Here is a 22,697-nt window from a genome sequence, read left to right as displayed (position 1 = left end):
CGGCTCGGGGGCGGCGTTGTGGACAACCCCACACGTCAGGCGGTTACCAAGGGGTAGTGATCGGCCTACGCTTCGGCCTATGAGCACCTCGCCCGACGCAGCCGGCACCGCCGGGAAGGCCGAATCGACCAGGCACCCCAAGGACCGCCCGTGGGTGATGCGGACCTACGCCGGCCACTCGACCGCGGAGGCGTCCAACGCGCTGTACCGCACCAACCTGGCCAAGGGCCAGACCGGCCTTTCGGTCGCCTTCGACCTGCCCACGCAGACCGGCTACGACCCCGACAGCCCGCTGTCGCGTGGCGAGGTCGGCAAGGTCGGCGTACCGGTGCCGCACCTGGGCGAGATGCGCAAGCTCTTCGACCAGATCCCGCTCACCGAGATGAACACCTCGATGACCATCAACGCGACCGCCATGTGGCTGCTCGCGATGTACCAGGTCGCCGCCGAGGAGCAGAACCCCGAGGCCTCGCCGTCCGAGGTCGCCCACCAGCTCGCGGGCACGACGCAGAACGACATCATCAAGGAGTACCTCTCGCGCGGGACCTACGTGTTCCCGCCGGAGCACTCCCTGCGCCTGATCGGCGACATGATCTCGTACACGGTCCACGAGATCCCGAAGTGGAACCCGATCAACATCTGCAGCTACCACCTGCAGGAGGCCGGCGCCACGCCCGTGCAGGAGATCGCCTACGCGATGTGCACTGCGATCGCCGTCCTCGACCAGGTCAAGAACTCCGGCCAGGTCTCCGACGACGACTTCGAGAAGGTCGTCGGCCGGATCTCCTTCTTCGTCAACGCGGGCGTCCGGTTCGTCGAGGAGATGTGCAAGATGCGCGCCTTCGTCGAGCTGTGGGACGAGATCACCCGCGAGCGGTACGGCGTCACCGACGAGAAGATGCGCCGCTTCCGCTACGGCGTCCAGGTCAACAGCCTCGGCCTGACCGAGGCGCAGCCCGAGAACAACGTCCAGCGGATCGTGCTCGAGATGCTGGCCGTCACGCTCTCGAAGAAGGCCCGCGCCCGCGCCGTCCAGCTGCCCGCGTGGAACGAGGCGCTCGGCCTGCCGCGCCCGTGGGACCAGCAGTGGTCGCTGCGCCTGCAGCAGGTCCTCGCCTTCGAGTCCGACCTGTTGGAGTACGACGACATCTTCGACGGCTCACCGGTCATCGAGGCCAAGGTCCGCGAGCTGGTCGAGGGCGCCAAGGCGGAGATCGACCGGGTCCAGGCCATGGGCGGCGCGATCGCCGCCGTCGACTCGGGCTACATGAAGCAGGAGCTCGTCTCCTCCCACGCCCGCCGTCGTGCGGCGATCGAGGCCGGCGAGGAGATCATCGTCGGCGTCAACAAGTTCGACACCACCGAGCAGAGCCCGCTCACCGCGGACCTCGACGGCGCGATCATGGTCGCCGACCCCGAGGCCGAGAAGGCCGCGCTCGCCTCGGTGGAGGCATGGAAGGCGCAGCGTGACGCAGGCGAGGTCGAGGCCGCCCTCGCCCGACTGGCCGAGGACGCCAAGTCCGGCACCAACCTGATGGCCGCCACCCTCGCCGCCGCCCGCGCGGGCGCGACCACGGGGGAGTGGGCCGGCGTGCTGCGCGAGGTGTTCGGCGAGTTCCGGGCTCCGACCGGCGTCGCCGGCGCCGTGGGCGTGGCCGAGGCCGGCGCCGAGCTGACCGCCGTCCGCGAGGCCGTCCGGACCACGGGCGAGGAGCTCGGCGGACGCCTGCGCCTGCTGGTGGGCAAGCCCGGCCTCGACGGGCACTCCAACGGCGCCGAGCAGGTCGCCGTCCGCGCCCGCGACGCGGGCTTCGAGGTGATCTACCAGGGCATCCGGCTCACCCCGGAGCAGATCGTCGCGGCCGCGGTCGCCGAGGACGTCCACTGCGTCGGTCTCTCGATCCTCTCCGGCTCCCACATGGAGCTGGTGCCCGCCGTCCTCGACGGACTCCGTACGGCGGGGATGGGTGAGGTGCCGGTGATCGTCGGCGGGATCATCCCCGAGTCCGACGGCAAGGCGCTCGTCGAGCTCGGCGTCGCCGCCGTCTACACCCCCAAGGACTTCGGCCTCACCGAGATCATGGGCGGCATCGTCCAGGTGATCCGGAAGGCCAACGGCCTGGCCTGACGGCGGCGCTCGCCCTTGTAACTAAGGGTTACAGAAGGGATTTGGGGCTGGTGTGACCAGAGTGGTGGATAACCGTGCTGTAACACTTAGTTACATGTCGTCGGCCGCGATCACCCGGGACAGCGAATCGGCGTCGCGGCCGACCACCGTCGTACCGTCGGCGGCCGTCAGGATCGGACGCTGGATGAGCCGGGGGTGGGCGGACATCAGGTCCAGCCACTCCCGGCGGTGGTCGGTGTCCTTGGCCGGCAGTGAGACACCGAGCTTGGAGGCGTCCGCGGTGCGGGCGATGTCCCAGGGCTCCAGTCCGAGCCGGGCCAGCACGTCCTCGAGCTCGGCGACCGTCGGCGGCTCGTCGAGGTAGCGGCGCACGGTGTAGTCGACGCCGGCGGCGCGCAGCTCGCTCTCGGCGGTACGGCACTTCGAGCACGCGGGGTTCAGCCAGATCTCGATCACGTCGGCACCCTAGTGCCCTCGGCCCAGGGTGACGTGGGTCACGTCAGTTAGGTCTGCCTACCCTCATTGTCCTATCCTCGTCTGCGTGGGCAAGGGCAAGAAGAAGTCGAAGGGGAAGCAGAAGCTCCCCAAGACGAAGTGCTGCGTCTCGAAGTCGAAGTGCGGCCGCTGCCCCCTGCGCATGCTCAAGGAGGGCACCCTGCCCGACGGGCTCACCGTCAAGCGCCGCGTCCTGGTGACGACCAGCGGCAAGAAGGTGACCAAGAAGGACCTGCAGAAGGCCGCCTGAGAGCGCCGGAGCGCCGGTCGGCCACTAGGCTGGCGCCATGGCTGCCCCGCGTTTCACCGACCAGCTCAACGTCCAGATCGGCAACGAGTTCGCAGCGCACCACCAGTACCTCGCGTGCGCGGTGCACTACGACGCCCTGACGATGCCGCAGTTGGCCGCGTTCTTCTACGGGCAGGCGCTCGAGGAGCGGCAGCACGCCATGATGATGGTGCAGTACCTCCTCGACACCGACGCCACCGTCGAGATCCCCGGTGTCGAGGCGCCGGTCGCGGCCTTCGAGGACGTCGTGGCGCCGATCGCGCTGGCCCTGGAGCAGGAGAAGCGGGTGACCGAGCAGATCAACGGCCTGCTCCGCGTCGCGCGCGAGGAGAACGACTTCGCCTCCGAGCAATTCATGCAGTGGTTCATCAAGGAGCAGGTCGAGGAGGTCGCCACGATGAACGACCTGCTGACCGTGGTGACCCGCAGCAAGGACGACATCAACGCGATCGAGGACTGGGTGGCGCGCGAGCGCGGCGGGGGCGACGCCGACCCGACCGCCCCGCCGGCCGCCGGCGCCTGAGCAGCTCCGACCTCCTCCGGGCGCGCGGGCGTCACCCCGGGTCAGCGGTCGGCGTGCCGCCGACGGAACAGCACGACCGCCACCACGATCCCGAGCGCGGCACCCGCCAGGCCGCCGATGCCCGTGCCGCCGTCGTCCGACACGGCGTGGCCCACGGCCGCGCCCAGCAGTCCGACGGCGATGACGACGCAGAGCAGGATCACGTTGAAGAACATCTCGCGGAAGTAGAGCCGCGAGAAGCTCTCGGCGGGCTCTCCGTCGGCCGCGCCGGTGCCGACCGACCGCACCGTCGGGCTTGTCGCGCCCGTCGGGCCGGCCGTGCCGGTCGGGGCTGCTGCGGCACCGGTGTCGCCCGGCAGGGGGATCGCCTTGACCACCGCCGTCACCGGCAGGGGGCCGTAGATGTGGGGGAAGGTCTCCTCGGCGCCGGGCGCAGGCACCTCCTCGACGATCGGTACGTCGAGCCGCGCCGGGTCGATCTGGAGCAGCACCATCGGCTCGGTGACGTCGGCGTAGAACCGGTCGCGCACGCCCGTCCACTGGTCGGCGCGGCTGGCGTGGATGAACCCCACCTCGGCCAGCGACCGGTCGCGGGTCGAGACCGTGTAGCTGCCCGCGCGCTGCGCGGTCTCCCAGTCGCGGAGCAGGGCGATATGGAAGATCGGCGTCATCGGGCCGGGCTCAGAACAGCCGGTCTTCGGCGTTGTCGAGGCCGCGGAGGGCGTCGTAGTCGATCACCGCGCAGGAGATCCCCCGATCCTCGGCGAGCACCCGGGCCTGGGGCTTGATCTCCTGGGCGGCGAAGATGCCGCGCACCGCTCCCTTGCCGGTGAGCAGCGGGTCGCGGTTGAGGAGCTCGAGATAGCGGGTGAGCTGCTCGACGCCGTCGATCTCGCCGCGCCGCTTGATCTCGACCGCGACCGAGAGCCCCGCGCCGTCGCGGCACATCAGGTCGACCGGACCGATCGCCGTCGGGAACTCGCGGCGGACCAGGGTCAGGCCGTCGGCGAGGGTCGCGGGATGCTCCGCGAGGAGCTCCTGGAGGTGCTTCTCGACCCCGTCCTTCTGCAGGCCCGGATCGATGCCGAGTTCGTGCTGCGTGTCGTGGTGAATCTCGTCGATGAGGATCCGCAGCGTGTCCGGCGTCTGGCCCTTGGCCGCCTTCGCGGTGACCGTCCACTCGACCCGGCCGTCCTCGTCCTTGCCCTCGCGGACGGTGCACGGCGGCGACATCCAGTTCAGCGGCTTGTAGGAGCCGCCGTCGGAGTGCACGAGGACCGAGCCGTCGGCCTTGATCATGAGCACCCGGGTGGCCATCGGCAGATGGGCGGTCAACCGGCCTGCATAGTCCACCTGGCAACGCGCCACGACGAGTCTCACGAGCCAGCAACATACCCTCAGCCCCGTGGAGATCGAGCCCGACCAGCCGTGGTGGCGTCCGGAGCAGGGGAGTACGACGGCCTGGCTGCTCTCCGTCCGGGTCCAGCCGGGCGCGTCCCGCACCGGCGTGGCCGGTCCGACCGGCGTCGACGGTGCGGAGCTGAAGGTCCGGCTCGCGTCGCCGCCCGTGGACGGCCGGGCCAACGACGAACTGGTGCGGTGGCTGGCCAAGCAGCTCGGCGTACCCCGCTCGGCGGTGGAGCTGGTCCGCGGTCAGACCTCGCGCTCGAAGGTGGTGCGGGTCGTCGTACCGCGGCCGCGGGACTGAGTCTTGTGACCTCGGTCTCGATCGCTGTCCGATGGTTACCGACGGGTAGTCAGGGCCCTCGCCGGGTGTCAGAATCCGGCCCATGACTTCGAGCGAGCAGATCTTCAACACGCTGGTGCTGCCGTACCTCAACCACGCGGTCCGCACCTACGAGTCGGGTTACGCCTCGGTGAGCGACATCGACGCGGCCATGCGCTTCGGCTGCGGCTACCCGAAGGGTCCGCTGACCGTCGTGGACGAGATCGGCATCGCCCAGGTCCGCGACCTGCTGGGCGCCCGCTTCGCCGAGACCGGCGACCACCTCCACGAGCCGGCCGGCCTGCTCGACAAGCTCGTTGCCGAGGGACGCACCTTCGCCGACGAGGCCGCCGCCGCGGGCGAGGGCGCCGCGCCGACGTTGCGCCACGAGATCACGAGCGTGGGCGTGGTCGGTACCGGCACGATGGCCTCGGGCATCGTCCAGGTCTTCGCGCAGGCCGGGTACGACGTCGTCTTCGTCGGCCGCAGCCAGGACAAGCTCGACGGCGTCATCGGCTACATCACCAAGAACCTCGACCGCGCCATCGCCAAGGGCAAGGGCACCGAGGGCGACAAGGATGCGCTGCTCGGCAGGCTGACCGGCTCGACCGAGCGCGAGGCGCTGGGCGGCGTCGACATCGTCGTGGAGGCGATCGCCGAGGACCTCGAGCTCAAGCTGCAGCTCTTCCGTGACCTCGACCGGATCGCCAAGCCGGGCGCCATCCTCGCGACCACCACCTCCTCGCTCCCGATCACCAAGCTGGGCGAGGCGACCGGCCGCCCGCAGGACGTGATCGGCATGCACTTCTTCAACCCGGCCCCGGTGATGAAGCTGGTCGAGATCATCACGACCGCGGCCACCTCCGCCGAGGTCGACGAGACCGTGCGCGCGCTCACCGCGAACGTCGGCAAGGTCGGCGTCTCCGCCGGCGACCGGGCCGGCTTCATCGTCAACCTGCTGCTGTTCCCCTACCTCAACGACGCCATCAAGCTGGCCGAGAGCGGTGTGGAGCTGGCAACCATCGACGCCGCGATCAAGGAGACCGCCGGCCTGCCGATGGGCCCGTTCGAGCTGCTCGACGTCGTCGGCAACGACGTGTCGCTGGCCATCCAGAAGGAGCTGCACGGCGAGTTCGGCGAGCCGGGCTTCGCGCCGGCGGCCACCCTGGTCGCCAAGGTCGAGGCCGGCGAGCTCGGTCGCAAGACCGGCAAGGGTTTCCACACCTACTGAGCCCGCCGAAAAGTGCTGCGGTTTGGGACCAAACCGCAACAATTCGGGCCTCGGACGTGCGGTTTGTGCCCAATCGGCGGGTCGTGGAGGGCACTGCGGAGCTGGGCGACGGGGGCCAGTAGGCTCGCTGCGTGACGCTTCACCACACGGCTCTCGGGACCACCGGGAGCCGTGTGGTCTTCCTGCACGGCCTCTTCGGCCAGGGCAAGAACTGGACCGGTGTCGCCAAGCAGCTGGCCGAGCGGCACCGGGTCCTGCTCGTCGACCTGCCGCACCACGGTCGCTCGCCGTGGCCGGACCGGTTCGACTTCGCCGGGGCCGCCGGTGACGTTCTCGCCACCGTGAGCGCGGCGGGTGGCGACGAGCCGATCACGCTGGTCGGGCACTCGCTCGGCGGCAAGGTCGCGATGGTGCTGGCCCTGCTCCACCCCGAGCGGGTCGAGCGCCTGTGCGTCGCCGACATCTCGCCGGTGACCTACCCCGAGAGCCGTGAGTTCCCCGGCTACATCGCCGCGATGCGCGACCTGGACCTGACCCGGGTGGTGCACCGCGCCGACGCGGACCGGCTGCTCGCGCCCGCCGTACCGGACCCGACGGTGCGCTCCTTCCTGCTCCAGAACCTCCGCCGCGACCCCACCGCGGCGTCCGGGTGGTCCTGGCAGGTCAACCTCGATGTGCTCGACCGGGACCTCGCCGAGATCAGCGCCTGGCCCGAGGAGGAGCTCGCCGGACGGGCGCCGTACGACGGCCCGGTGCTGTGGCTCGCCGGTGGCCGCTCGTCGTACGTCCTCCCGGACTACGAGCCCGCGATGGACCGCTGGTTCCCGCGCAACCGCAAGGTGACCCTCAAGGACACCGGGCACTGGCTGCACTCCGAGCGCCCCGAGCTCTTCCTCGAGGTGCTGCGCCGGTTCCTCGGAGACTGAGGGTCCGACGCCGTCGGTGCCCTCGGCGCCCGTACCTACTCGACCGCCTCGAGCTGCCGGGCGATCTCGGCCGCGGTCGAGCGGAGCCGGGCGATGATCTCGGGGAACTCCGCCGGCGCGGCGGTCACCGACGGCCGGGCTGCGGCCATGGCGGCGACGAGCCCGGACCGCTCGGTGCGGATGGGGACGGACACGGCGTGCAGGCCGATCTCGTTCTCGCCGAGGTTGGTGGCGTAGCCCTGCTCGCGCACCGTCGCGAGCTCGCGCTCGAGCGCCGTGAGGGAGTCGACGGTGTGCTCGGTGACCGGGGCCGGGTGATCGGGGTAGAGGCTGCGCAGGTGCTTGCTCGGGAGGTCGGCGAGCAGGATCTTGCCGCTGCTCGTGCTGTGCGCGGGGAACCGGGAGCCGACGCGCGCGGTCACCCGCACCGGGCGCGGGCTCTCCGCTCCGTCGATGAACCGGATGTCGGAGCCTTCGAGGACGGAGAGGTGGATGGTCCACTCGATCTCCTTGGAGAGCCGCACGATGTGCGGCATGGCGACCTGGCGCAGCTGGCGGTGACCGGTCGACGCGAGGGCGATCTCGACGAGGACGCTGCCCGGCACATAGGCCCGGCGGATCGGGTCGTGGCGCAGGAAGCCCACATAGGTGAGCGTCGACAGCAGGCGGTGGGCCGTCGAGCGGGCCACGCCGAGCTCGTCGCTGACCTGGGTCACCCGGATCTCCGGGGCGTTGCGCAGCTGCATCAGGATCCGTAGCGCGTTCTCCGCGGAGTCGATCAGGTACGCGGGCCTCCGCTCCGGCTGGGGGTCGCTCATGGCAGAACCTCTCGCTCTCAGGTGGGCCGACCGGCAAGAGACTACCCACAGCTCCGCGGTTTGTCTTGCACAGCAGAAAAGATCTGACAACTAGTGCCGTTCTGCGAGACATACTGCTTCAATCGGGCCACCGAGTGATCTCCACCACAGGAGGTGGGGAGTGAAGGAGGCAACGTGAGCGAGCACCGCAGGTCAGCGGCGACGTTCGAGGGATCGGTCCCGCTGGGGCAGCTCCCGGAGCCGGGCGAGGTGCCGAGCCACATGACGGCGCTCGTCGTGCGGGCGGAGCGCTTCGGCGACCCGCAGACCGCGTTCCAGGTCGAGGAGCGGATCGAGGTCCCTCCGCTCGGTCCGGACGAGGTCCTCATCGGCGTCAAGGCCGCCGGCGTCAACTACAACAACGTCTGGGCGGCGCGGGGCTACCCGGTCGACGTGATCGCGGCCCGCCAGCGGGCGGGCGAGCCCTACGACTTCCACATCGGCGGATCCGACGCATCGGGCATCGTCTACGCGACCGGCGATGCCGTCAGCGACATCCGCGTCGGAGACGAGGTCATCGTCCATCCGGGCTACTGGGACCCCGCCGACCCGTGGATCGCCACGGGCAAGGACGCGATGATCGCGCCGAGCGCGCAGATCTGGGGCTACAACACGAACTTCGGCTCCTTCGCCCAGTTCGCGCGCGTCCAGGCGCACCAGGTCCTGCCCAAGGCCAGCCGGCTCAGCTGGGCCGAGGCGGCGGCACCGACCCTGGTCGGCACCACGGCCTACCGGATGCTGCACGGCTGGGCGGGCAACACCCTGCAGGCCGGCGACGTCGTACTCGTCTGGGGAGGCTCGGGCGGTCTCGGCACCCAGGCGATCCAGCTGGCGAGCCTGGCGGGCGCCCGGGCGGTCGCGGTCGTCTCCGATGACGAGCGCGGTCAGTACGCCGAGAAGCTCGGCGCGATCGGCTACATCAACCGCAATGACTTCTCCCACTGGGGCATTCCGCCGCTGGTCGACGACGCGGACGGGCAGAAGGCATGGACGGCCGAGGCCCGGCGCTTCGGCAAGGCCGTCTGGGACATCGTGGGGGAGCGCAAGGACCCGGCGATCGTGTTCGAGCACCCCGGCAGCGCGACCATCCCGACCAGCATCCTCGTGTGCGAGCCCGGCGGCATGGTCGTCATCTGCGCCGGCACGACCGGCTACGACGCGATGGTCGACCTCCGCTACCACTGGACGCGGCAGAAGCGGCTGCAGGGCAGCCACGGGACCAACGACGAGCAGGCCCGCGCCTACAACGACCTCGTCCGGGACGGGGCGATCGACCCGTGCGTCGGTCGCGTCGTGCCCTTCGCCGACCTTCCGCGTGTGCATGCCGAGATGGGACGCGGCGAGCAGGTCTTCGGCAACACGGTCGCGCTGGTCGCGGCGGCCGACGAGAACGACGGACGGGGCTGAGCCGGATGACGACGACGACAACGACACCGGCGGGTGTGCGGGCCGACGGCTACGAGGATCTACTGGTGAGCGTGACGGCGGGTGTCGCCACGATCACGCTCAACCGCCCGGCCAAGCACAACGCCCTGCGGCAGCAGACGTTCGCGGAGCTGGGCCGGGCCTTCGACGCGGCGGACGCCGATCCCTCGGTGCGGGCGATCGTGCTCACAGCCGCCGGCGACCGGATCTTCTGCTCCGGGATCGACCTCGATGCCGACGGGCTGCCGGACAACTCCCAGGAGTGGGACGACCACACCCGCGGCAACGCCGCGGTGATCAGCAAGATCTGGTACTGCGACAAGCCGGTGATCACCGCACTCAACGGCGGCGCCATCGCCGGCGGCTGCAACCTCGCGGTGGTGGGCGACCTCACGATCGCCGCCGAGCACGCCTTCCTCTCCGAGCCAGAGATCCGGCACGGTGCACTCTCGCCGCTGCTGATGCTGCCCTGGCTCATGCAGTTCAAGGCATTCAACGAGCTCTACCTGACCGGCGACCGGCTCTCCGCCGAGCGGGCCCGCGAGTCCGGCCTGGTGAACCGTGTGGTGCCGGCGGACCAGCTGCGGGCCGAGGCACAGCGGTTGGCCGAGCGGGTCGCCCACGCGCCGGCGTACGCCGCGACGCTGGCGAAGCGGGCGGTCCGGCTCACGCTCGACATCCAGGGCTTCAAGGCGGCGCAGGACGCGCACCGCTATATCGACACCTACCTGCTGGCATCGAACGGCGTGACCGAGAAGGAGCGGCTCATGAGCATCCTCGCGGAGCAGGGCATGGGCGCGTTCCTCCGCGAGCGGGACACGCCCTACGGGGAGCGATGATGGCCGAGCTCGCGGCGCTGCTGGACCCCGCGTCGATCGCCGTCGTCGGTGCCTCGCCACGGGGCAACCGCGGCAGCCAGATCCTGGAGAACCTGCGCAGGTTCGGGTCGACCGCGCGCATCCATCCCGTCCATCCGACCGCCGCGAGCATCGCCGGCTACGACGCGGTTCCTGACCTCGGATCGCTGCCGGAGCCGGTCGACTTCGTCGCCGTCGCGCTCGGCGCGGAGCCGGCGCTCGACGTGCTCGAGGAGGCGATCGCGGGCGGGGCGCGGGCCGGCCTGCTCATCGCCAGCGGCTTCGGCGAGGGCGCGACGGGAGGTGAGCGCCGGGAGCGTCTGAGCCGGCTCGTCGGCGAGTCCGACTTCCTGCTGTGCGGCCCCAACTGCTACGGCATCCTCAACGCGACCACGGGCTTCGCCGCCTACAGCGGGCAGATCGTGACCCCCTTCGCGGCAGGGCGGGTCGCACTCGTGATGCAGTCCGGCGCGCTGACGCATGCCGTCACCGACTCCTCGATCGGGCGCGGCCTGGGCCTGAGTCACCTGATCACGACCGGTAACGAGGTGTCGGTGACGCTCGGGCAGTACGTCGCCGCGCTGGCCGAGGACCCGGGCGTGGATGTGATCGGGGTCTTCCTCGAGGGCCTGCGCGACGCCGAGGAGTTCGCCCGCGCGGCGATCCGGGCCGCCGAGGTCGGCAAGACCGTGGTGGCACTGAGCGTCGGTCGCTCCGAGCTGGGTCAGCGGGCGGCGCTGGCGCACACCGGTGCGGTGGCCGGTCACAGTGAGGCGCTCGCCGGTCTGCTCCGTCGCTGTGGTGTGGTGCAGGCCGACGACCTGGACGAGTTCCGGGAGATGCTGATCCTCTTCTCGAGCCGGATCCGGCCCACGGCCAGGGGACTGGCGGTGGCGTCGATCTCCGGCGGCGGCTCCGGCCTCGTCGCCGACCGGATGACGGAGCTCGGCATCCCGGCGGCACGCCTCGGGGAGCGGGCGACGGCCGAGCTGACCGACGTACTGCCGGACTTCGCCACGGTCGCCAACCCGCTCGACCTGACGGGAGCGGCGGCGGAGGACTCCGGCTTGGCGAGCGCGGCGCTGACCGCGCTGCGCTCGGACCCCCGGGTCGGCCTGGTGGCCCTCGCCCTCAACGTCCTGCAGGGGTGCGACGGCCAGGCCGAGCTGTACCGGGAGCAGGCGCGGGTGCTCGCGAAGCAGGCCGCGCAACCCGGGGCGCCGGTGGTGGCCTTCGGCCTGGCGGGTGGCCCGGCCGACCCGGCGATCGTCGAGGTCCTGAGCGAGCAGGGTGTTCCGCTCCTCGGCGCGATGACCCCGGCGCTCACCGCGATCGGAGCGCTGATGGCATCGGGTGCCGCCCCGGAGCCGTGGGTCGCCCGCCCGACGGTCCCGCGTCGCGAGCTGGGACGCAGTGTCATCGCCGGACAGGAGGCGCTCGAACTGCTGTCCACCGCCGGCATCGAGACCCCGGCCGCCTTCCTGGTGGCCGACGAGGATGCCGTCAAGACGATCGGCGCCGCGCTGCCGGACCTCGCAGTGGTCAAGGTCGAGTCGCCCGGCCTGGCGCACAAGACCGAGGTCGGGGGCGTGCGCACGGGGCTCGCGGGCACCGAGGCCGTGGCGCGCGCCGTCGCCGAGATGCGCGCCGCCATCGCGGCCGGCGTCCCCGACCTGGCGGTGGACGGCTTCCTCGTCCAGCAGCAGGTCACCGGACCGGTGGTGGAGTGCATGGTGGGGGTGGTGCGGGACCCGCAGGTGGGCCCGGTGCTCACTGTGGCGCCGGGGGGTGTCCTCGCCGAGCTCGGCGGCCGGGCACTGACCACCCCGGTGCCGATCACCCGGCGGGAGGTGGAGCGCATGCTCGACTCCTCGCCGCTCGGGCGCCTGCTCGACGGCTACCGCGGGGCGCCGCGAGCCGACCGTACGGCCTTGATCGATCTGGTCGTCGCCTTCGGCGAACTGGTCGACGCCTTCGGGTCCCGGCTCGCCACCGCCGAGCTCAACCCGGTCCTCGTCCGGCCCGAGGGCCGCGGCGCAGTCGCAGTCGATGCTCTGTTCATCAGGGAGGAGTTGTGAGCACGATGTCGAACACCGACGTGTTGTCGGAATCCACGACCACGGACAGCCTGATCACGATCGAGCAGGTGACGCTGGCCTATCCGACGGCCACCGGCACCCCGGTCCAGGCGCTGCATCCGATCGACCTCGAGATCGCCGACGGCACCTTCGTGTCGCTGGTCGGGCCCTCGGGGTGCGGGAAGAGCACCCTGCTCAAGATCCTGGCGGGGCTGCTGCGCCAGAGCGAGGGCGCGGTCCAGCTCGGGGGCCGCGAGCTGAGCGGACCCTCGCCCGACGTGGGCGTCGTGTTCCAGCAACCGGTCCTGCTGCCCTGGCTGACCATCCTGGACAACGTCCTGCTGCCGATCCGGGTGCAGAAACGCGACGTCGCCCGGTCTCGCGACCGCGCCATGGACCTGCTCCGGATGGTCGGACTGGACGGCTTCGAGAAGAGATATCCCGCCGAGCTCTCCGGAGGCATGCAGCAGCGGGCCGGGATCGTGCGGGCGCTCGTGCCCAATCCGCGGATCCTGTTGATGGACGAGCCGTTCGGCGCGCTCGACGCGCTGACGCGCGAACGGATGAACGACGACCTCCAGCGGATCTGGTCCGAGGAGCGCAAGACGGTCTTCTTCATCACCCACTCGATCCCCGAGGCCGTCTACCTCAGTGACCGGGTGCTGGTCATGTCCGAGCGTCCGGGCCGGATCGTGGCCGACTTCTCGGTCGACATCGAGCGGCCCCGCCGGCTCGACGCGACCGGGGACCCGAGGTTCCAGCAGACGGCCACCCAGATCCGTGGCCTGCTCAACGCCCGAGGAGGGATCGACTGATGTCCGCCAATATCGCGGTGAGGGCCGGGCGGGGGACCGCCGCCGCACGCCGATCCACCACGCGCCGCATCGTCCCGGCCGACTGGCTGGCCGTGATCGCCACCTTCGTCGTCGTGGTCGGCGCGTGGGAGGCGATCGTCCGGATCTGGGACATCTCCGAGATCGTCCTGCCGCCGCCGTCGATGATCGCGCAGAGCCTGTACGACGGCCTGGTCCACGGGACCTTCCTGGCGAACCTGCGCTACACGCTGACCGAGACGGTGCTGGGCTTCCTGATCGCCGCGGTGCTCGGCATCGGGCTCGGCGCCCTCGTCTCGGAGGTGCGCTGGATCCGGCGCGCCATCTATCCCTATATCGTCGCCTTCCAGACGGTGCCGAAGATCGCGCTGGCCCCGCTGCTGGTGATCTGGTTCGGGTTCGGAATGACCAGCAAGGTCATCGTCGCGGTGACGGTCGCGTTCTTCCCCATCATCGTCAACACGATCGAGGGCCTGCAGAACACCGAGCAGCAGCGGGTGGACATGATCCGCGCGATGGGCGCGGGGCGGGTCGAGACGTTCCGGCGGGTCAAGCTGCCCTCGGCGCTGCCCTACATCTTCGCGGGGCTCGACGCCGCCATCGTCCTCTCGCTCCTCGGCGCGGTCGTGGGCGAGTTCATGGGCGCCCGGGCGGGTCTCGGCAACCAGATCCTCACCTTCAACGCGGTCCTGGACATCTCCGGCTCGTTCGCCGTGCTGGTGCTGCTGTCCCTGATCGGCTACCTCCTCCACCTGATCCTGGTCCTCGTCCAACGGCGGGTCGTCTTCTGGACCAAGGTCAGCTCCACCTCCAGCGGCGTCTGAGCCGCACCACCCTCGAAGGAGCTCAAGCTCATGCGTGTGCGCACTAGGAAGAACCGGGCGCTGGCAGCGTCCGCCGTCGTGCTGGGACTGACCCTGGCGGCGACCGGGTGCTCGGGAGACCCGGGCGACGACAAGGACTCCATCACGGTGGCGATGGGCCACGAGGCGCCGTACCCGGGGGAGGAGGCGATCCTCTACGCGGTTCCGAAGCGGCTCGGGCTCTTCGACGACTACGGCATCGAGGTCAGCTATATGCCGACCTCCGGCTCGTCGGTCGCGGTCCAGCTGGTCCAGGCGGGCAAGGCGGACCTCGGCCAGGGCAACCCGTCGTCGGTGATGGCGGCGATCAACAAGGGCGTGGACATCAAGATCGTCTACAACCTGATCCCCGAGTACGGCTCCGGACTCGCCGTCCTCGAGGACAGCGCGATCCGGTCGCCCGAGGACCTGGCCGGGAAGACGGTCGGTGTCGCGTCGCTGTCCTCCTCGCGCCTGCCGGAGGCCAAGGCGATGGCCGAGGAGGCCGGTGTGGGGGACGACGTCGAGTTCGTGGCGGTCGGCATCGGGGCCCAGGCGGCGAACGCGCTCACCTCCGGCAAGGTGGACGGGCTCTACCTGTGGGACGCCGCCTACCAGGCGATCGAGCTCAGCGGCACCGACCTGCGGGTGATGGACGACGTCTTCAGCGACGCCGGCATGCTGCTCGACTTCGTCGAGTACGCCAGCACGGACGCGATCAAGGAGAAGTCCGACGCGATCGAGAAGCTCGGCCGGGCCGGCGCGGTCGCCCAGGAGTGGGCGAAGCAGAACCCGGAGAAGGCGCTGGACATGTTCTACGCGGAGTTCCCCAACGCCAAGTCCGACGACGCCGGACGGGCGCGCGACCTGGAGATCCTCAAGGCGACGATCGCGCAGTACGACCCGGCGAACGCCGGTCAGCAGGACTACGGCTACACGCCGGAGGACCGCGCCGAGGCGACGGCCGCCTTCCTCGCGAAGTACGACCTCATCCCCGAGGCGCTGCCCGTGGCCGACTACGTCGACAACTCGCTGGTGCCGGCCTACAACGACTTCACCGCCGAGGACGTGAGCGCCGCGGGGACCTCGAAGTGAGCCTCGACGTCTCGACCGCTGTCGCTCGGACGCTCCTCGCCTCCGGCGTGGAGACCCTCACCGGGCTGATGGGCGACGGCAATCTCCCGCATGTCGTCGCCTTCATCGAGCACGGGGGCAGGTTCGTCCCCACCGTGGACGAGTCGGGCGCCGTGAGCGCGGCGGACGGGATGGCGCGCACGACGTCCGGACTCGGCGCCGCGTCGGTGACGCACGGCCCCGGGTTCACCAACACGCTCACGGCCCTGACCGAGGCCGTGCGGGCGCGGTCGCCGCTGCTGCTCCTGACCGGCGACACCCCCTCGGTGCCGCACCACCTGCAGCGCTTCGACCTGGAGGCGGCCGCGCGGCTGACCGACGCGGCGTACGTGCGGGTGACGTCCCCGGCGGACGCGGTCGGGCAGTTGGAGCGGGCGATGCGCCAGGCAGCGGAGCGCTCGCAGCCCGTGGTGTGCGACATCCCGCTCGACCTCGCGTCGGCGCCGTGCGAGGGGCCCGTGGCCGCGGTGTCCTTCGACCGCCCGCGACTGACTCCGGACGACTCCTCGCTCGACGCGGCGCTCGGCATCGTCGCGTCGGCGCGGAGGCCGGTCGTCCTGGCGGGGCGCGGAGCGGGGGACGCGCGGGAGGAGCTCCTCCTGCTGGCCGGTCAGCTCGGCGCGCCGGTGGCGACGACCCTGCTCGCCAAGGGCATGTTCGCGGGGGAGTCCGGCGATCTCGGGGTCGCCGGGACCGTGGGCCGGACCGAGTCGCTGCGCCTGCTCGCCGAGTCCGACTGCGTCGTCGCCTTCGGCGCCAGCCTCAACCGGTTCACGACCGCCGACGGACTGGTCGGCTCGCGCGGGGCGGTGGTGCAGGTCGACTCCGACGCGGACGCCTTCGGCCGCTACGGTACGCCGAGCGCCACCGTCGTCGGCGACGCCGGGATCACCGCCGGCCGGATGCGCGCGCTGCTAGCCGAGTCGGCTCCGGCCGCGCCGTACTGGCCGGGGGTCCCGGCAGCGCCTCCCGAGCGCGTCGCCGACAGCGAGGAGGGCTCCGGCCTCGACCTCACCGCGGCCCTGCGACTCGTGGACACGGCCCTGCCCGTCGACCGCCTGGTGGTGTCCGACACCGGCCGGTTCGTCTACACGGCCTGGCGCGAGCTGAACGTGGCCGCGGCGGGGGACTTCGTCCACACGCTCAACTTCGCGTCCATCGGCCTGGGGATCGCGACGGGCGTCGGCGTCTCGCTGGCCCACCGTGATCGCCTCACCCTCGTCGTCGCCGGCGACGGGGGCGCGATGATGGGCCTGGGCGAGCTGGCCACCGCGGTCCGCGAGCGGCTGCCCCTGCTCGTCCTCGTCGCGAACGATGCGGCCTACGGCATGGAGTTCCACCACCTGCGCGGCGCCGGCAGAGACCCGGACCACGCCCGGATGGCGTGGCCGGACTTCGCCGACGTCGCACGCGGCTACGGCGCCGAGGGGCACACGGTCCGCTCGCTCGCCGAGCTCAGGGAGGTTCTCGACAGCCTCGGCCCGCTGCCCGCGGGACCCGTCGTACTCGCCCTCGAGCTGGATCCCGCGACGATCGCGGGGGAATGAGCCGTCCGCGGTCGGTCGGGGTCAGCCCTCCTCGGCCTGCCGCGCCCGGTAGGCGGCGACGGCGTTGCGGTTGCCGCAGGTGACCGAGCAGAACCGCTTGGATCGGTTGCGCGAGAGGTCGAGCACGATGCCCTCGCAGGTGTCGTCGGCGCAGACCGAGAGCCGCGACATCTCGTCGGCCCGGATCACGTCGATCATCGCCATCGCGGTCTCGACGAGGATCCGGTCGGGAAAGGGCGCGTCGTTGTCGACCGCGTGCAGGTGCCAGTCGTAGCCGTCGTGGCGGCGCAATTGGGGGAGTGCGGCGGCGTCGCGCAGCATGGTGTTCACGATGTCGGCCGCGTCGTCGCGGTCGGCGGTGAGCAGGTCCCGCAGCCGTGGCGCGACGGCCAGGGTGGCGTCCACCTCGGCCTGGTCGTGGTCGTGGCGGCCGGTGTAGCCGAACTCGGTGAAGAAGGTGTCGAGCTCGTCGGGAGTGCTGATCGTCACCGGGTCGAGACTGCTGTTGACGAGGGCGACGGCAGCCTGGAGGGACAGCGCCGTGTCATGGACGAAGACCACATTGACAGATTACCGCATGCGGCCCTAGCGTCATGAGTCATGACGACGTTGACTCGTGACACCGGTCGCGACGCGACGACCACCGGACTCGCCTTCGCGTTCACGTCGGCGATCGCCTTCGGCCTGTCCGGCTCACTGGCGCGGCCGCTGCTCGACAACGGCTGGACGGCCGGCAGCGTCGTCCTGATCCGGATCGCCATCGGCGCCCTCGTCGTCCTCCCCTTCGGCCTGCTCGCGCTCCGCGGCCGCTGGGGCGTGCTGCGCCGCGGCGCGCCGACCATGCTGCTCTACGGCGGCCTGGCTGTCGCCGGTGCCCAGTTCTGCTACTTCTCGGCCGTGCGTACCCTCGAGGTCGGGCCGGCCCTCCTCATCGAGTACACCGCGCCCGCCGCGGTGGTCGTGTGGATGTGGCTGGTCCACGGCCAGCGCCCCGGCCGGCTCACCGTCGCGGGCGCCGTCGTCGCCGCACTCGGCCTGGTCCTGGTGCTCGACCTGTTCGCCGGCGCTGACGTCGACCTGCGGGGTGCCGCCTGGGCGCTCGGCGCCATGGTCGGCGCGGCGGCGTACTTCGTCATCTCCGCCGACGAGCGCAGCGGGATCCCGCCGCTCACCCTGGCCGCGGGCGGCCTGCTGAGCGGCGGGGCGATGCTCGGCCTGCTCGGGCTCGTCGGGCTGATGCCGATGGAGCTGACCGCTGAGCAGGTCGCGTACGCCGGCATCGACGTCGCGCCGTGGGCGGCCCTGCTGCTGCTCGGTCTGGTCACGGCCGCCCTCGCCTACACGACGGGGATCGCGGCCGGCCGCCGGCTCGGCTCGCGCCTGGCGTCCTTCGTCGCGCTCAGCGAGGTCGTCGCCGCCGTCGTGTGGGCCTGGCTGCTGCTCGACCAGCTGCCGGGGGTCGTGCAGTTCCTCGGCGGAGCGCTCATCCTGGCCGGTGTGGTCGGCGTCAAGCTGGGCGAGCGCGGGGTGCTCGTCGAGCCGGAGGAGCCGGTCCTCGTCTGATGGTGGGTTCCCCGGCGTAGCGTCATTCGCCCCGTGGGCTCCAGCCCACAGAACGTATGACGTTGCGCTCGGGGAGGGTCAGCGCAGGTCCTGCCGGCGGACCACGACCTCCCGCAAGACCAACAGCACCGCGGCGGCGGTGGGAATCGCCAGCAACGCGCCGACCACGCCGAGCAGCCCGGCGCCGATCAGAGCTGCGATCACGATGACCGCGCCCGGCAGGTCGACCGACTTGCTCATCACCCGCGGGTAGACGACGTAGTTCTCGAACTGCTGGTAGATGACGAAGAAGATGACGCACGCGATGCCGGTCTTGAGATCGGTCGCGAACGCGATCGCCGAGACGAGCACGGCCCCGATCGTCGCGCCGATCATCGGGATCACGTCGAGCAGCGCGACGACGAAGGCCAGCGCGACGGCGTACTCGCGCACCTCGGTGAAGTAGAGGAACACCAGCGAGCACACGCCCGCGCAGAGCGCGACCATGAAGGCTCCGGAGACGTAGCCGCCGATATTGGCGATCACCTTGTCGCCAAGGGAGGAGAAGCGCTCCCGGCGCGAGGCGGGGGCGAGCTGGTACACCGCACGGGTGCTCGTCTTCAGCGACGCGAGGAAGTAGAGCGTGAGCACGAAGATCACGAAGGCGTTGAACAGCGCGCCGAGCACCTTGAGGCCGACGCCGAGCGCCCCGCCGAACAGCGTGGAGATGAAGTCCCCGTCGGTGACGAAATCCGTGATCTTGTCGAGGACGCCGTACTCCTCGTTGAGGTCCTGGATCTTCTGGTTGCGCTCCAGCTCGTCGAGCCACACCGGGACGTTCTTGCTCAACGCGGTGACCTGGTCGGTGATGACCGGGACGATGGCAACCAGGAACAGGCCGACCGCGGCGAGCGCGATCACGATGACGACCACGACCGCGAACGATCGGCGCAGGCCGCGACGCTCCAGGAACTCCACCGCCGGGTTCAGTCCCGCGGCGAGGAAGAAGGCGACCACGATCAGCATCAGCGTCGAGCCGATGCCGAGGAGGGCGTTGAAGAGCCAGAACGCGGTCAGCGCGCCCAGTGCGCCGACGAAGCCGACGAAGAACGGCGAGCGGCGGCTGAACGGCTTGCCCGGCTCGCCGTACGGCGACGCGGTGGGCGCGGGTGCGGCGGCGGCCGGGTCGACCCCGGCGTGCTCGCTGACGCCGTCCGCGCTCGTGGCCTCCGGACTGCCGGACCCGCTCAACTGTCGTCCTCGCCGAAGCCGGCGACGAGGTCGGCGAGCGAGGACAGCTGGGCGGTGATCGAGGCACGGCGCTTGGTCAGCCGGTCGAGCTCGGCCCGCTTGGCGGCGATCTCGCGCTGCAGCTCGGCGTCGCCGCTGGACGTGATGGCCTCGGCCTGTGCGCGCGCGGACGCGATGACCTGCTCGGCCTCGCGTCGCGCGCGGGTGAGCACGCCCTCGGCCTCGGTCTGGGCGGCGGCGCGGTTGGCGGCGGACTGCTTGCTGGCCTCGGCCGCGCGGGCCTCCGCGGCGCTGGCGCGCTGCTCGGCCTCCTCGACCAGGCGGCGCGTCTCGGCGACCGCGGTGTTGTGGTGATCGGTGGCCTCGCGGGCCAGCCGCTCCTTCTCCATGGCCAGCGCCCGGCGGGCCTCCTGGACCTCGCGGTCGACCGCCGCGCGCGCCTGCTCGACTTCGCGCTGCGCCTGGCTGCGCTGTTCGGTGGTCTCCTGCTGCGACGCCAGCCGGAGCTGGTCGGCCTCGCGGCGGGCCGCGGCCAGGGTGTCCTCGGCCTCGCTGCGTGCCAGGGCCCGCTCCTGCTCGGCGTCGGTGAGCAGCCGGGTGCGGTTCTCCTCGAGCTCGCGCAGCTGGACCGCACGCATGTCGTCGGCCTCGCGGGCCGCCTCGGCGCGGATCGCCTTCGCGTCGCGGGCGGCCTGGTCGCGGACCTCGGCCGCGTCGGCCTCGGCCGTGGCCCGGATCTCGGAGGCCTCCTCCTCGGCGAGGCGCAGCATGGCGCTGGCCCGACCGCCGAGGCCGGCGTACGACGGGTTGTCCATCTCGGCGAGTTCGCCGCGGAGCCGGGCGACCTCCTTCTCGAGGTCGATCACCCGCTGCTCGGACTCGGTGAGGCTGGCGCCGAGGGTGGCCTTCTCGCTGGCGAGCTGGCGGATCTGCGCGTCGACCGCGTCGCGGTCGTAGCCGCCCTTGCGGACGGTCGGCAGGCCGCCCGTCGCGCCGGGCGCGTTGAAGCCGACCGGGCGTCCGGTCGCGGGCGCGCCCGCAGGCGCGGGGGCTGCGGCGGGTCGCGGGGAAGCGACCTGGCGGGCCGCGGCGGGGGGCCGGGGCGCGGCGGCGGGCGTCTCGGCCGTCTTCACCGCGGGAATGACCTGGGTGGGCTCGTCGTCGGCGGCCTTGGTGGTCACGGTCTTGGGCTCCTCGGTCGGGGTGGGCTCGTCGTCGAAGATGGACAGACCCTCGTCGCTCATGGAACTGAGCCTCCCTGGCTCTCGCTGCGGTCATGGGGGTGCGTGCACGAACCCGCCCATGATCCCTGATCACCCCAACCTTGCCCACCCCGGCTCGCCGGTGCGGACGGAGCCGGCGCGCGATGTGCCGCCACGACATCGACCCGGCGCGTTTGAACGCGCCGGGTCGATGCTCTCAGGACGTTCAGATGCGCCGGGTCGGTGCTCTCAGGACGTTCAGATGCGCCGGGTCGACCACGACAGACGGGCCGGTACGTCGCGCACCGGCCCGTCCGTCGTACCGCCGCTCAGATGCCGCGGAACAGGTTGATCTTGTCGAGGTGCTGCGCGCGGAGCTCGGCGTCGACCACGCCGAGGCCCTCCTGCGGCGCGAGGGCGAGGACGCCGACCTTGCCCTGATGCTTGTTGTGGTGCACGTCGAGGGCTGCCTGGCCGACCTCGTCGAGGGTGTAGACCCGCGACAGGGTGGGGTGGATCTTGCCCTGGGCGATGAGGCGGTTGGCCTCCCACGACTCGCGGTAGTTGGCGAAGTGGCTGGAGATGATCTTCTTGAGGTTCATCCACAGGTAGCGGTTGTCGTACTCGTGCATGTAGCCCGAGGTCGACGCGCAGGTGGTGATGGTGCCGCCCTTGCGGGTGACGTAGACCGAGGCGCCGAAGGTCTCGCGTCCGGGGTGCTCGAAGACGATGTCGATGTCCTCACCGCCGGTGAGCTCGCGGATGGCCTTGCCGAAGCGCTGCCACTCCTTGGGGTTCTGCTGGGTGCCCTCGTCGTTCCAGAACTTCGGGGCGAGCTCGGAGCGGTTGATGACCATCTCGGCGCCCATGTTGCGCACGATCTGGGCCTTCTCCTCGTTGGAGACCACGCAGACCGGGTTGGCGCCGCCGTTGAGGGCGTACTGGGTGGCGAAGCCGCCGAGACCGCCGGAGGCGCCCCAGATCAGCACGTTGTCGCCCTGCTTCATGTTGCCGCCGTTGGCGGAGACGAGCTGGCGGTAGGCCGTGCAGTTCACCAGGCCGGGGGAGGCGGCCTCCTCCCAGGTGAGGTGCTCGGGCTTGGGCATCAGCTGGTTGGCCTTGACCATGGCGACATCGGCGAGGCCGCCGAAGTTGGTCTCGAAGCCCCAGATCCGCTGCGAGGGATCCATCATCGTGTCGTTGTGGCCGTCGGGCGCCTCGAGCTCGACCGAGAGGCAGTGCGCGACGACGCGGTCGCCCGGCTTCCACTTGGTCACGCCCGCACCGACGGCGAGGACGACGCCGGACAGGTCGGAGCCGACGATGTGGTACGGCAGGTCGTGCCGCTTGCCGAGGTCGGACTCCCGGCCGTAGCGCTCGAGGAAGCCGAAGGTGGAGACCGGCTCGAAGATCGAGGTCCACACCGTGTTGTAGTTGATCGCGGACGCCATCACCGCGACGAGGGCCTCGCCGGGACCGAGCTCGGGCAGCGCGACCTCGTCGACGTGCAGCGACTTGCGGGGGTCCTTGTCGCGCGAGGCGACGCCCTCGAACATGTCGACCTCGTCCTTGTGGACGGTGACGGCCCGGTAGGACTGCGGAAGCTCGAGCGCGGCGAAGTCCTCCGCGGAGGCCTCCCCGGATTCGCTGGCGAGGATGGCGTCAAGGATGTGCTGCACGGTCGTCTCCCTGGAATCGGTGCGTGCCAGTGGGCTGGATGGCAATACGGCCGCCGCGAAGATACCCAGTGGTAACCACTCGTAGGTGGGTTCGTGACACTCGTCTCACCGAGCATCGGCCACACGGGCAGT

General features: G+C 71.1%; 22 protein-coding genes. 14 read left to right on the top strand and 8 right to left on the bottom strand.

What is annotated here, in order from left to right; all coding sequences use genetic code 11:
* The first annotated feature begins 79 nt into the window (after nt 1-79).
* Nucleotides 80-2,128 (top strand): protein meaA, encoded by a 2,049-nt coding sequence (locus QJ852_16955; GenBank protein WGX94841.1) that lies wholly within the window; start codon nt 80-82, stop codon nt 2,126-2,128.
* A 90-nt stretch (nt 2,129-2,218) separates the two neighbouring features.
* Here QJ852_16955 and QJ852_16950 read toward each other — a convergent pair whose 3' ends face one another.
* Nucleotides 2,219-2,584, bottom strand: coding sequence for an ArsC/Spx/MgsR family protein (locus QJ852_16950; protein WGX94840.1), 366 nt, complete (start codon nt 2,582-2,584; stop codon nt 2,219-2,221).
* Between the two features lie 85 nt (nt 2,585-2,669).
* Between QJ852_16950 and QJ852_16945 the strand changes: the two genes are divergently transcribed.
* Both QJ852_16945 and QJ852_16940 read left to right on the top strand, forming a co-directional pair.
* Entirely contained in the window at nt 2,670-2,873 is a 204-nt protein-coding gene (locus tag QJ852_16945; GenBank protein WGX94839.1) for a hypothetical protein, read from the top strand.
* A 37-nt stretch (nt 2,874-2,910) separates the two neighbouring features.
* Nucleotides 2,911-3,435, top strand: coding sequence for a ferritin (locus QJ852_16940; GenBank protein ID WGX94838.1), 525 nt, complete (start codon nt 2,911-2,913; stop codon nt 3,433-3,435).
* A gap of 41 nt (nt 3,436-3,476) precedes the next feature.
* On the opposite strand, the gene QJ852_16935 is transcribed toward QJ852_16940, so the two are convergent.
* Together QJ852_16935 and nucS are read right to left on the bottom strand one after the other, a co-directional pair.
* A complete protein-coding gene (locus QJ852_16935) occupies nt 3,477-4,106 on the bottom strand; it encodes a DUF952 domain-containing protein (protein ID WGX94837.1) in 630 nt (209 codons plus the stop codon).
* A 10-nt stretch (nt 4,107-4,116) separates the two neighbouring features.
* The gene (nucS, locus tag QJ852_16930; protein ID WGX94836.1) at nt 4,117-4,815 is read right to left on the bottom strand and encodes an endonuclease NucS; all 699 of its coding nucleotides are present in this window, start codon (nt 4,813-4,815) and stop codon (nt 4,117-4,119) included.
* A gap of 25 nt (nt 4,816-4,840) precedes the next feature.
* Between nucS and QJ852_16925 the strand changes: the two genes are divergently transcribed.
* The 3 genes from QJ852_16925 (at nt 4,841) to QJ852_16915 (ending at nt 7,318) form a co-directional block, all read left to right on the top strand.
* A complete protein-coding gene (locus tag QJ852_16925; protein WGX94835.1) occupies nt 4,841-5,143 on the top strand; it encodes a DUF167 domain-containing protein in 303 nt (100 codons plus the stop codon).
* Nucleotides 5,144-5,225: 82 nt separating this feature from the next.
* A complete protein-coding gene (locus tag QJ852_16920; protein WGX94834.1) occupies nt 5,226-6,392 on the top strand; it encodes a 3-hydroxyacyl-CoA dehydrogenase NAD-binding domain-containing protein in 1,167 nt (388 codons plus the stop codon).
* Between the two features lie 131 nt (nt 6,393-6,523).
* Entirely contained in the window at nt 6,524-7,318 is a 795-nt protein-coding gene (locus QJ852_16915) for an alpha/beta fold hydrolase (GenBank protein WGX94833.1), read from the top strand.
* Nucleotides 7,319-7,353: 35 nt separating this feature from the next.
* Here the strand turns inward: QJ852_16915 and QJ852_16910 are convergent, their stop codons facing one another.
* Complete coding sequence (locus QJ852_16910; GenBank protein ID WGX94832.1) at nt 7,354-8,136, bottom strand: IclR family transcriptional regulator; 783 nt, start codon at nt 8,134-8,136, stop codon at nt 7,354-7,356.
* A 174-nt stretch (nt 8,137-8,310) separates the two neighbouring features.
* On the opposite strand from QJ852_16910, the gene ccrA (QJ852_16905) reads away from it, so the two are divergent.
* The 7 genes from ccrA (QJ852_16905) to QJ852_16875 all read left to right on the top strand — a co-directional run bounded on the left by ccrA (QJ852_16905) (nt 8,311) and on the right by QJ852_16875 (nt 16,891).
* On the top strand, nt 8,311-9,582 hold the full coding sequence (ccrA, locus tag QJ852_16905; GenBank protein WGX94831.1) for a crotonyl-CoA carboxylase/reductase: 1,272 nt from the start codon (nt 8,311-8,313) through the stop codon (nt 9,580-9,582).
* Between the two features lie 65 nt (nt 9,583-9,647).
* Nucleotides 9,648-10,439 carry an enoyl-CoA hydratase/isomerase family protein gene (locus QJ852_16900; GenBank protein WGX94830.1) on the top strand — a complete coding sequence of 264 codons (792 nt, stop codon included), beginning with the start codon at nt 9,648-9,650 and terminating at the stop codon, nt 10,437-10,439.
* Nucleotides 10,439-12,535, top strand: a complete 2,097-nt coding sequence (locus tag QJ852_16895; GenBank protein ID WGX94829.1) for an acetate--CoA ligase family protein — start codon at nt 10,439-10,441, stop codon at nt 12,533-12,535. Before QJ852_16900 ends, QJ852_16895 begins: the two co-directional genes overlap by 1 nt.
* Nucleotides 12,536-12,540: 5 nt before the next feature.
* Nucleotides 12,541-13,350, top strand: coding sequence for an ABC transporter ATP-binding protein (locus QJ852_16890; GenBank protein WGX94828.1), 810 nt, complete (start codon nt 12,541-12,543; stop codon nt 13,348-13,350).
* On the top strand, nt 13,350-14,192 hold the full coding sequence (locus tag QJ852_16885; GenBank protein ID WGX94827.1) for an ABC transporter permease: 843 nt from the start codon (nt 13,350-13,352) through the stop codon (nt 14,190-14,192). The genes QJ852_16890 and QJ852_16885 overlap by 1 nt, the downstream gene beginning before the upstream one ends.
* 30 nt (nt 14,193-14,222) lie before the next feature.
* Complete coding sequence (locus tag QJ852_16880) at nt 14,223-15,305, top strand: ABC transporter substrate-binding protein (GenBank protein WGX94826.1); 1,083 nt, start codon at nt 14,223-14,225, stop codon at nt 15,303-15,305.
* Nucleotides 15,302-16,891 carry a thiamine pyrophosphate-binding protein gene (locus QJ852_16875; GenBank protein ID WGX94825.1) on the top strand — a complete coding sequence of 530 codons (1,590 nt, stop codon included), beginning with the start codon at nt 15,302-15,304 and terminating at the stop codon, nt 16,889-16,891. Before QJ852_16880 ends, QJ852_16875 begins: the two co-directional genes overlap by 4 nt.
* Before the next feature lie 21 nt (nt 16,892-16,912).
* Here the strand turns inward: QJ852_16875 and QJ852_16870 are convergent, their stop codons facing one another.
* A complete protein-coding gene (locus QJ852_16870; GenBank protein WGX94824.1) occupies nt 16,913-17,452 on the bottom strand; it encodes a CGNR zinc finger domain-containing protein in 540 nt (179 codons plus the stop codon).
* A 39-nt stretch (nt 17,453-17,491) separates the two neighbouring features.
* On the opposite strand from QJ852_16870, the gene QJ852_16865 reads away from it, so the two are divergent.
* The gene (locus QJ852_16865; GenBank protein ID WGX94823.1) at nt 17,492-18,454 is read left to right on the top strand and encodes an EamA family transporter; all 963 of its coding nucleotides are present in this window, start codon (nt 17,492-17,494) and stop codon (nt 18,452-18,454) included.
* A 78-nt stretch (nt 18,455-18,532) separates the two neighbouring features.
* Here QJ852_16865 and QJ852_16860 read toward each other — a convergent pair whose 3' ends face one another.
* The 3 genes from QJ852_16860 to ccrA (QJ852_16850) all read right to left on the bottom strand — a co-directional run bounded on the left by QJ852_16860 (nt 18,533) and on the right by ccrA (QJ852_16850) (nt 22,565).
* Nucleotides 18,533-19,684 carry an AI-2E family transporter gene (locus QJ852_16860; GenBank protein WGX94822.1) on the bottom strand — a complete coding sequence of 384 codons (1,152 nt, stop codon included), beginning with the start codon at nt 19,682-19,684 and terminating at the stop codon, nt 18,533-18,535.
* Complete coding sequence (locus QJ852_16855) at nt 19,681-20,928, bottom strand: hypothetical protein (GenBank protein ID WGX94821.1); 1,248 nt, start codon at nt 20,926-20,928, stop codon at nt 19,681-19,683. Before QJ852_16855 ends, QJ852_16860 begins: the two co-directional genes overlap by 4 nt.
* Nucleotides 20,929-21,215: 287 nt before the next feature.
* Nucleotides 21,216-22,565, bottom strand: a complete 1,350-nt coding sequence (ccrA, locus tag QJ852_16850; GenBank protein ID WGX94820.1) for a crotonyl-CoA carboxylase/reductase — start codon at nt 22,563-22,565, stop codon at nt 21,216-21,218.
* Nucleotides 22,566-22,697 lie beyond the last annotated feature (132 nt).

Origin of the sequence: Nocardioides sp. L-11A (assembly GCA_029961745.1) — a bacterium.
Taxonomy (GTDB): Bacteria; Actinomycetota; Actinomycetes; order Propionibacteriales; family Nocardioidaceae; genus Nocardioides.
This window is presented reverse-complemented; position numbering and strand designations above follow the sequence as displayed.

What these genes read in the sequence shown, in the direction of transcription:
- QJ852_16885 (WGX94827.1), top strand. Translation starts at nt 13,350, where the DNA reads ATGTCCGCCAATATCGCGGTGAGGGCCGGGCGGGGGACCGCCGCCGCA.
- QJ852_16955 (WGX94841.1), top strand. Translation starts at nt 80, where the DNA reads ATGAGCACCTCGCCCGACGCAGCCGGCACCGCCGGGAAGGCCGAATCG.
- QJ852_16910 (WGX94832.1), bottom strand. Translation starts at nt 8,136, where the DNA reads ATGAGCGACCCCCAGCCGGAGCGGAGGCCCGCGTACCTGATCGACTCC.
- QJ852_16865 (WGX94823.1), top strand. Translation starts at nt 17,492, where the DNA reads ATGACGACGTTGACTCGTGACACCGGTCGCGACGCGACGACCACCGGA.
- QJ852_16920 (WGX94834.1), top strand. Translation starts at nt 5,226, where the DNA reads ATGACTTCGAGCGAGCAGATCTTCAACACGCTGGTGCTGCCGTACCTC.
- QJ852_16890 (WGX94828.1), top strand. Translation starts at nt 12,541, where the DNA reads ATGTCGAACACCGACGTGTTGTCGGAATCCACGACCACGGACAGCCTG.
- QJ852_16935 (WGX94837.1), bottom strand. Translation starts at nt 4,106, where the DNA reads ATGACGCCGATCTTCCATATCGCCCTGCTCCGCGACTGGGAGACCGCG.
- QJ852_16940 (WGX94838.1), top strand. Translation starts at nt 2,911, where the DNA reads ATGGCTGCCCCGCGTTTCACCGACCAGCTCAACGTCCAGATCGGCAAC.
- QJ852_16855 (WGX94821.1), bottom strand. Translation starts at nt 20,928, where the DNA reads ATGAGCGACGAGGGTCTGTCCATCTTCGACGACGAGCCCACCCCGACC.
- QJ852_16880 (WGX94826.1), top strand. Translation starts at nt 14,223, where the DNA reads ATGCGTGTGCGCACTAGGAAGAACCGGGCGCTGGCAGCGTCCGCCGTC.
- QJ852_16895 (WGX94829.1), top strand. Translation starts at nt 10,439, where the DNA reads ATGGCCGAGCTCGCGGCGCTGCTGGACCCCGCGTCGATCGCCGTCGTC.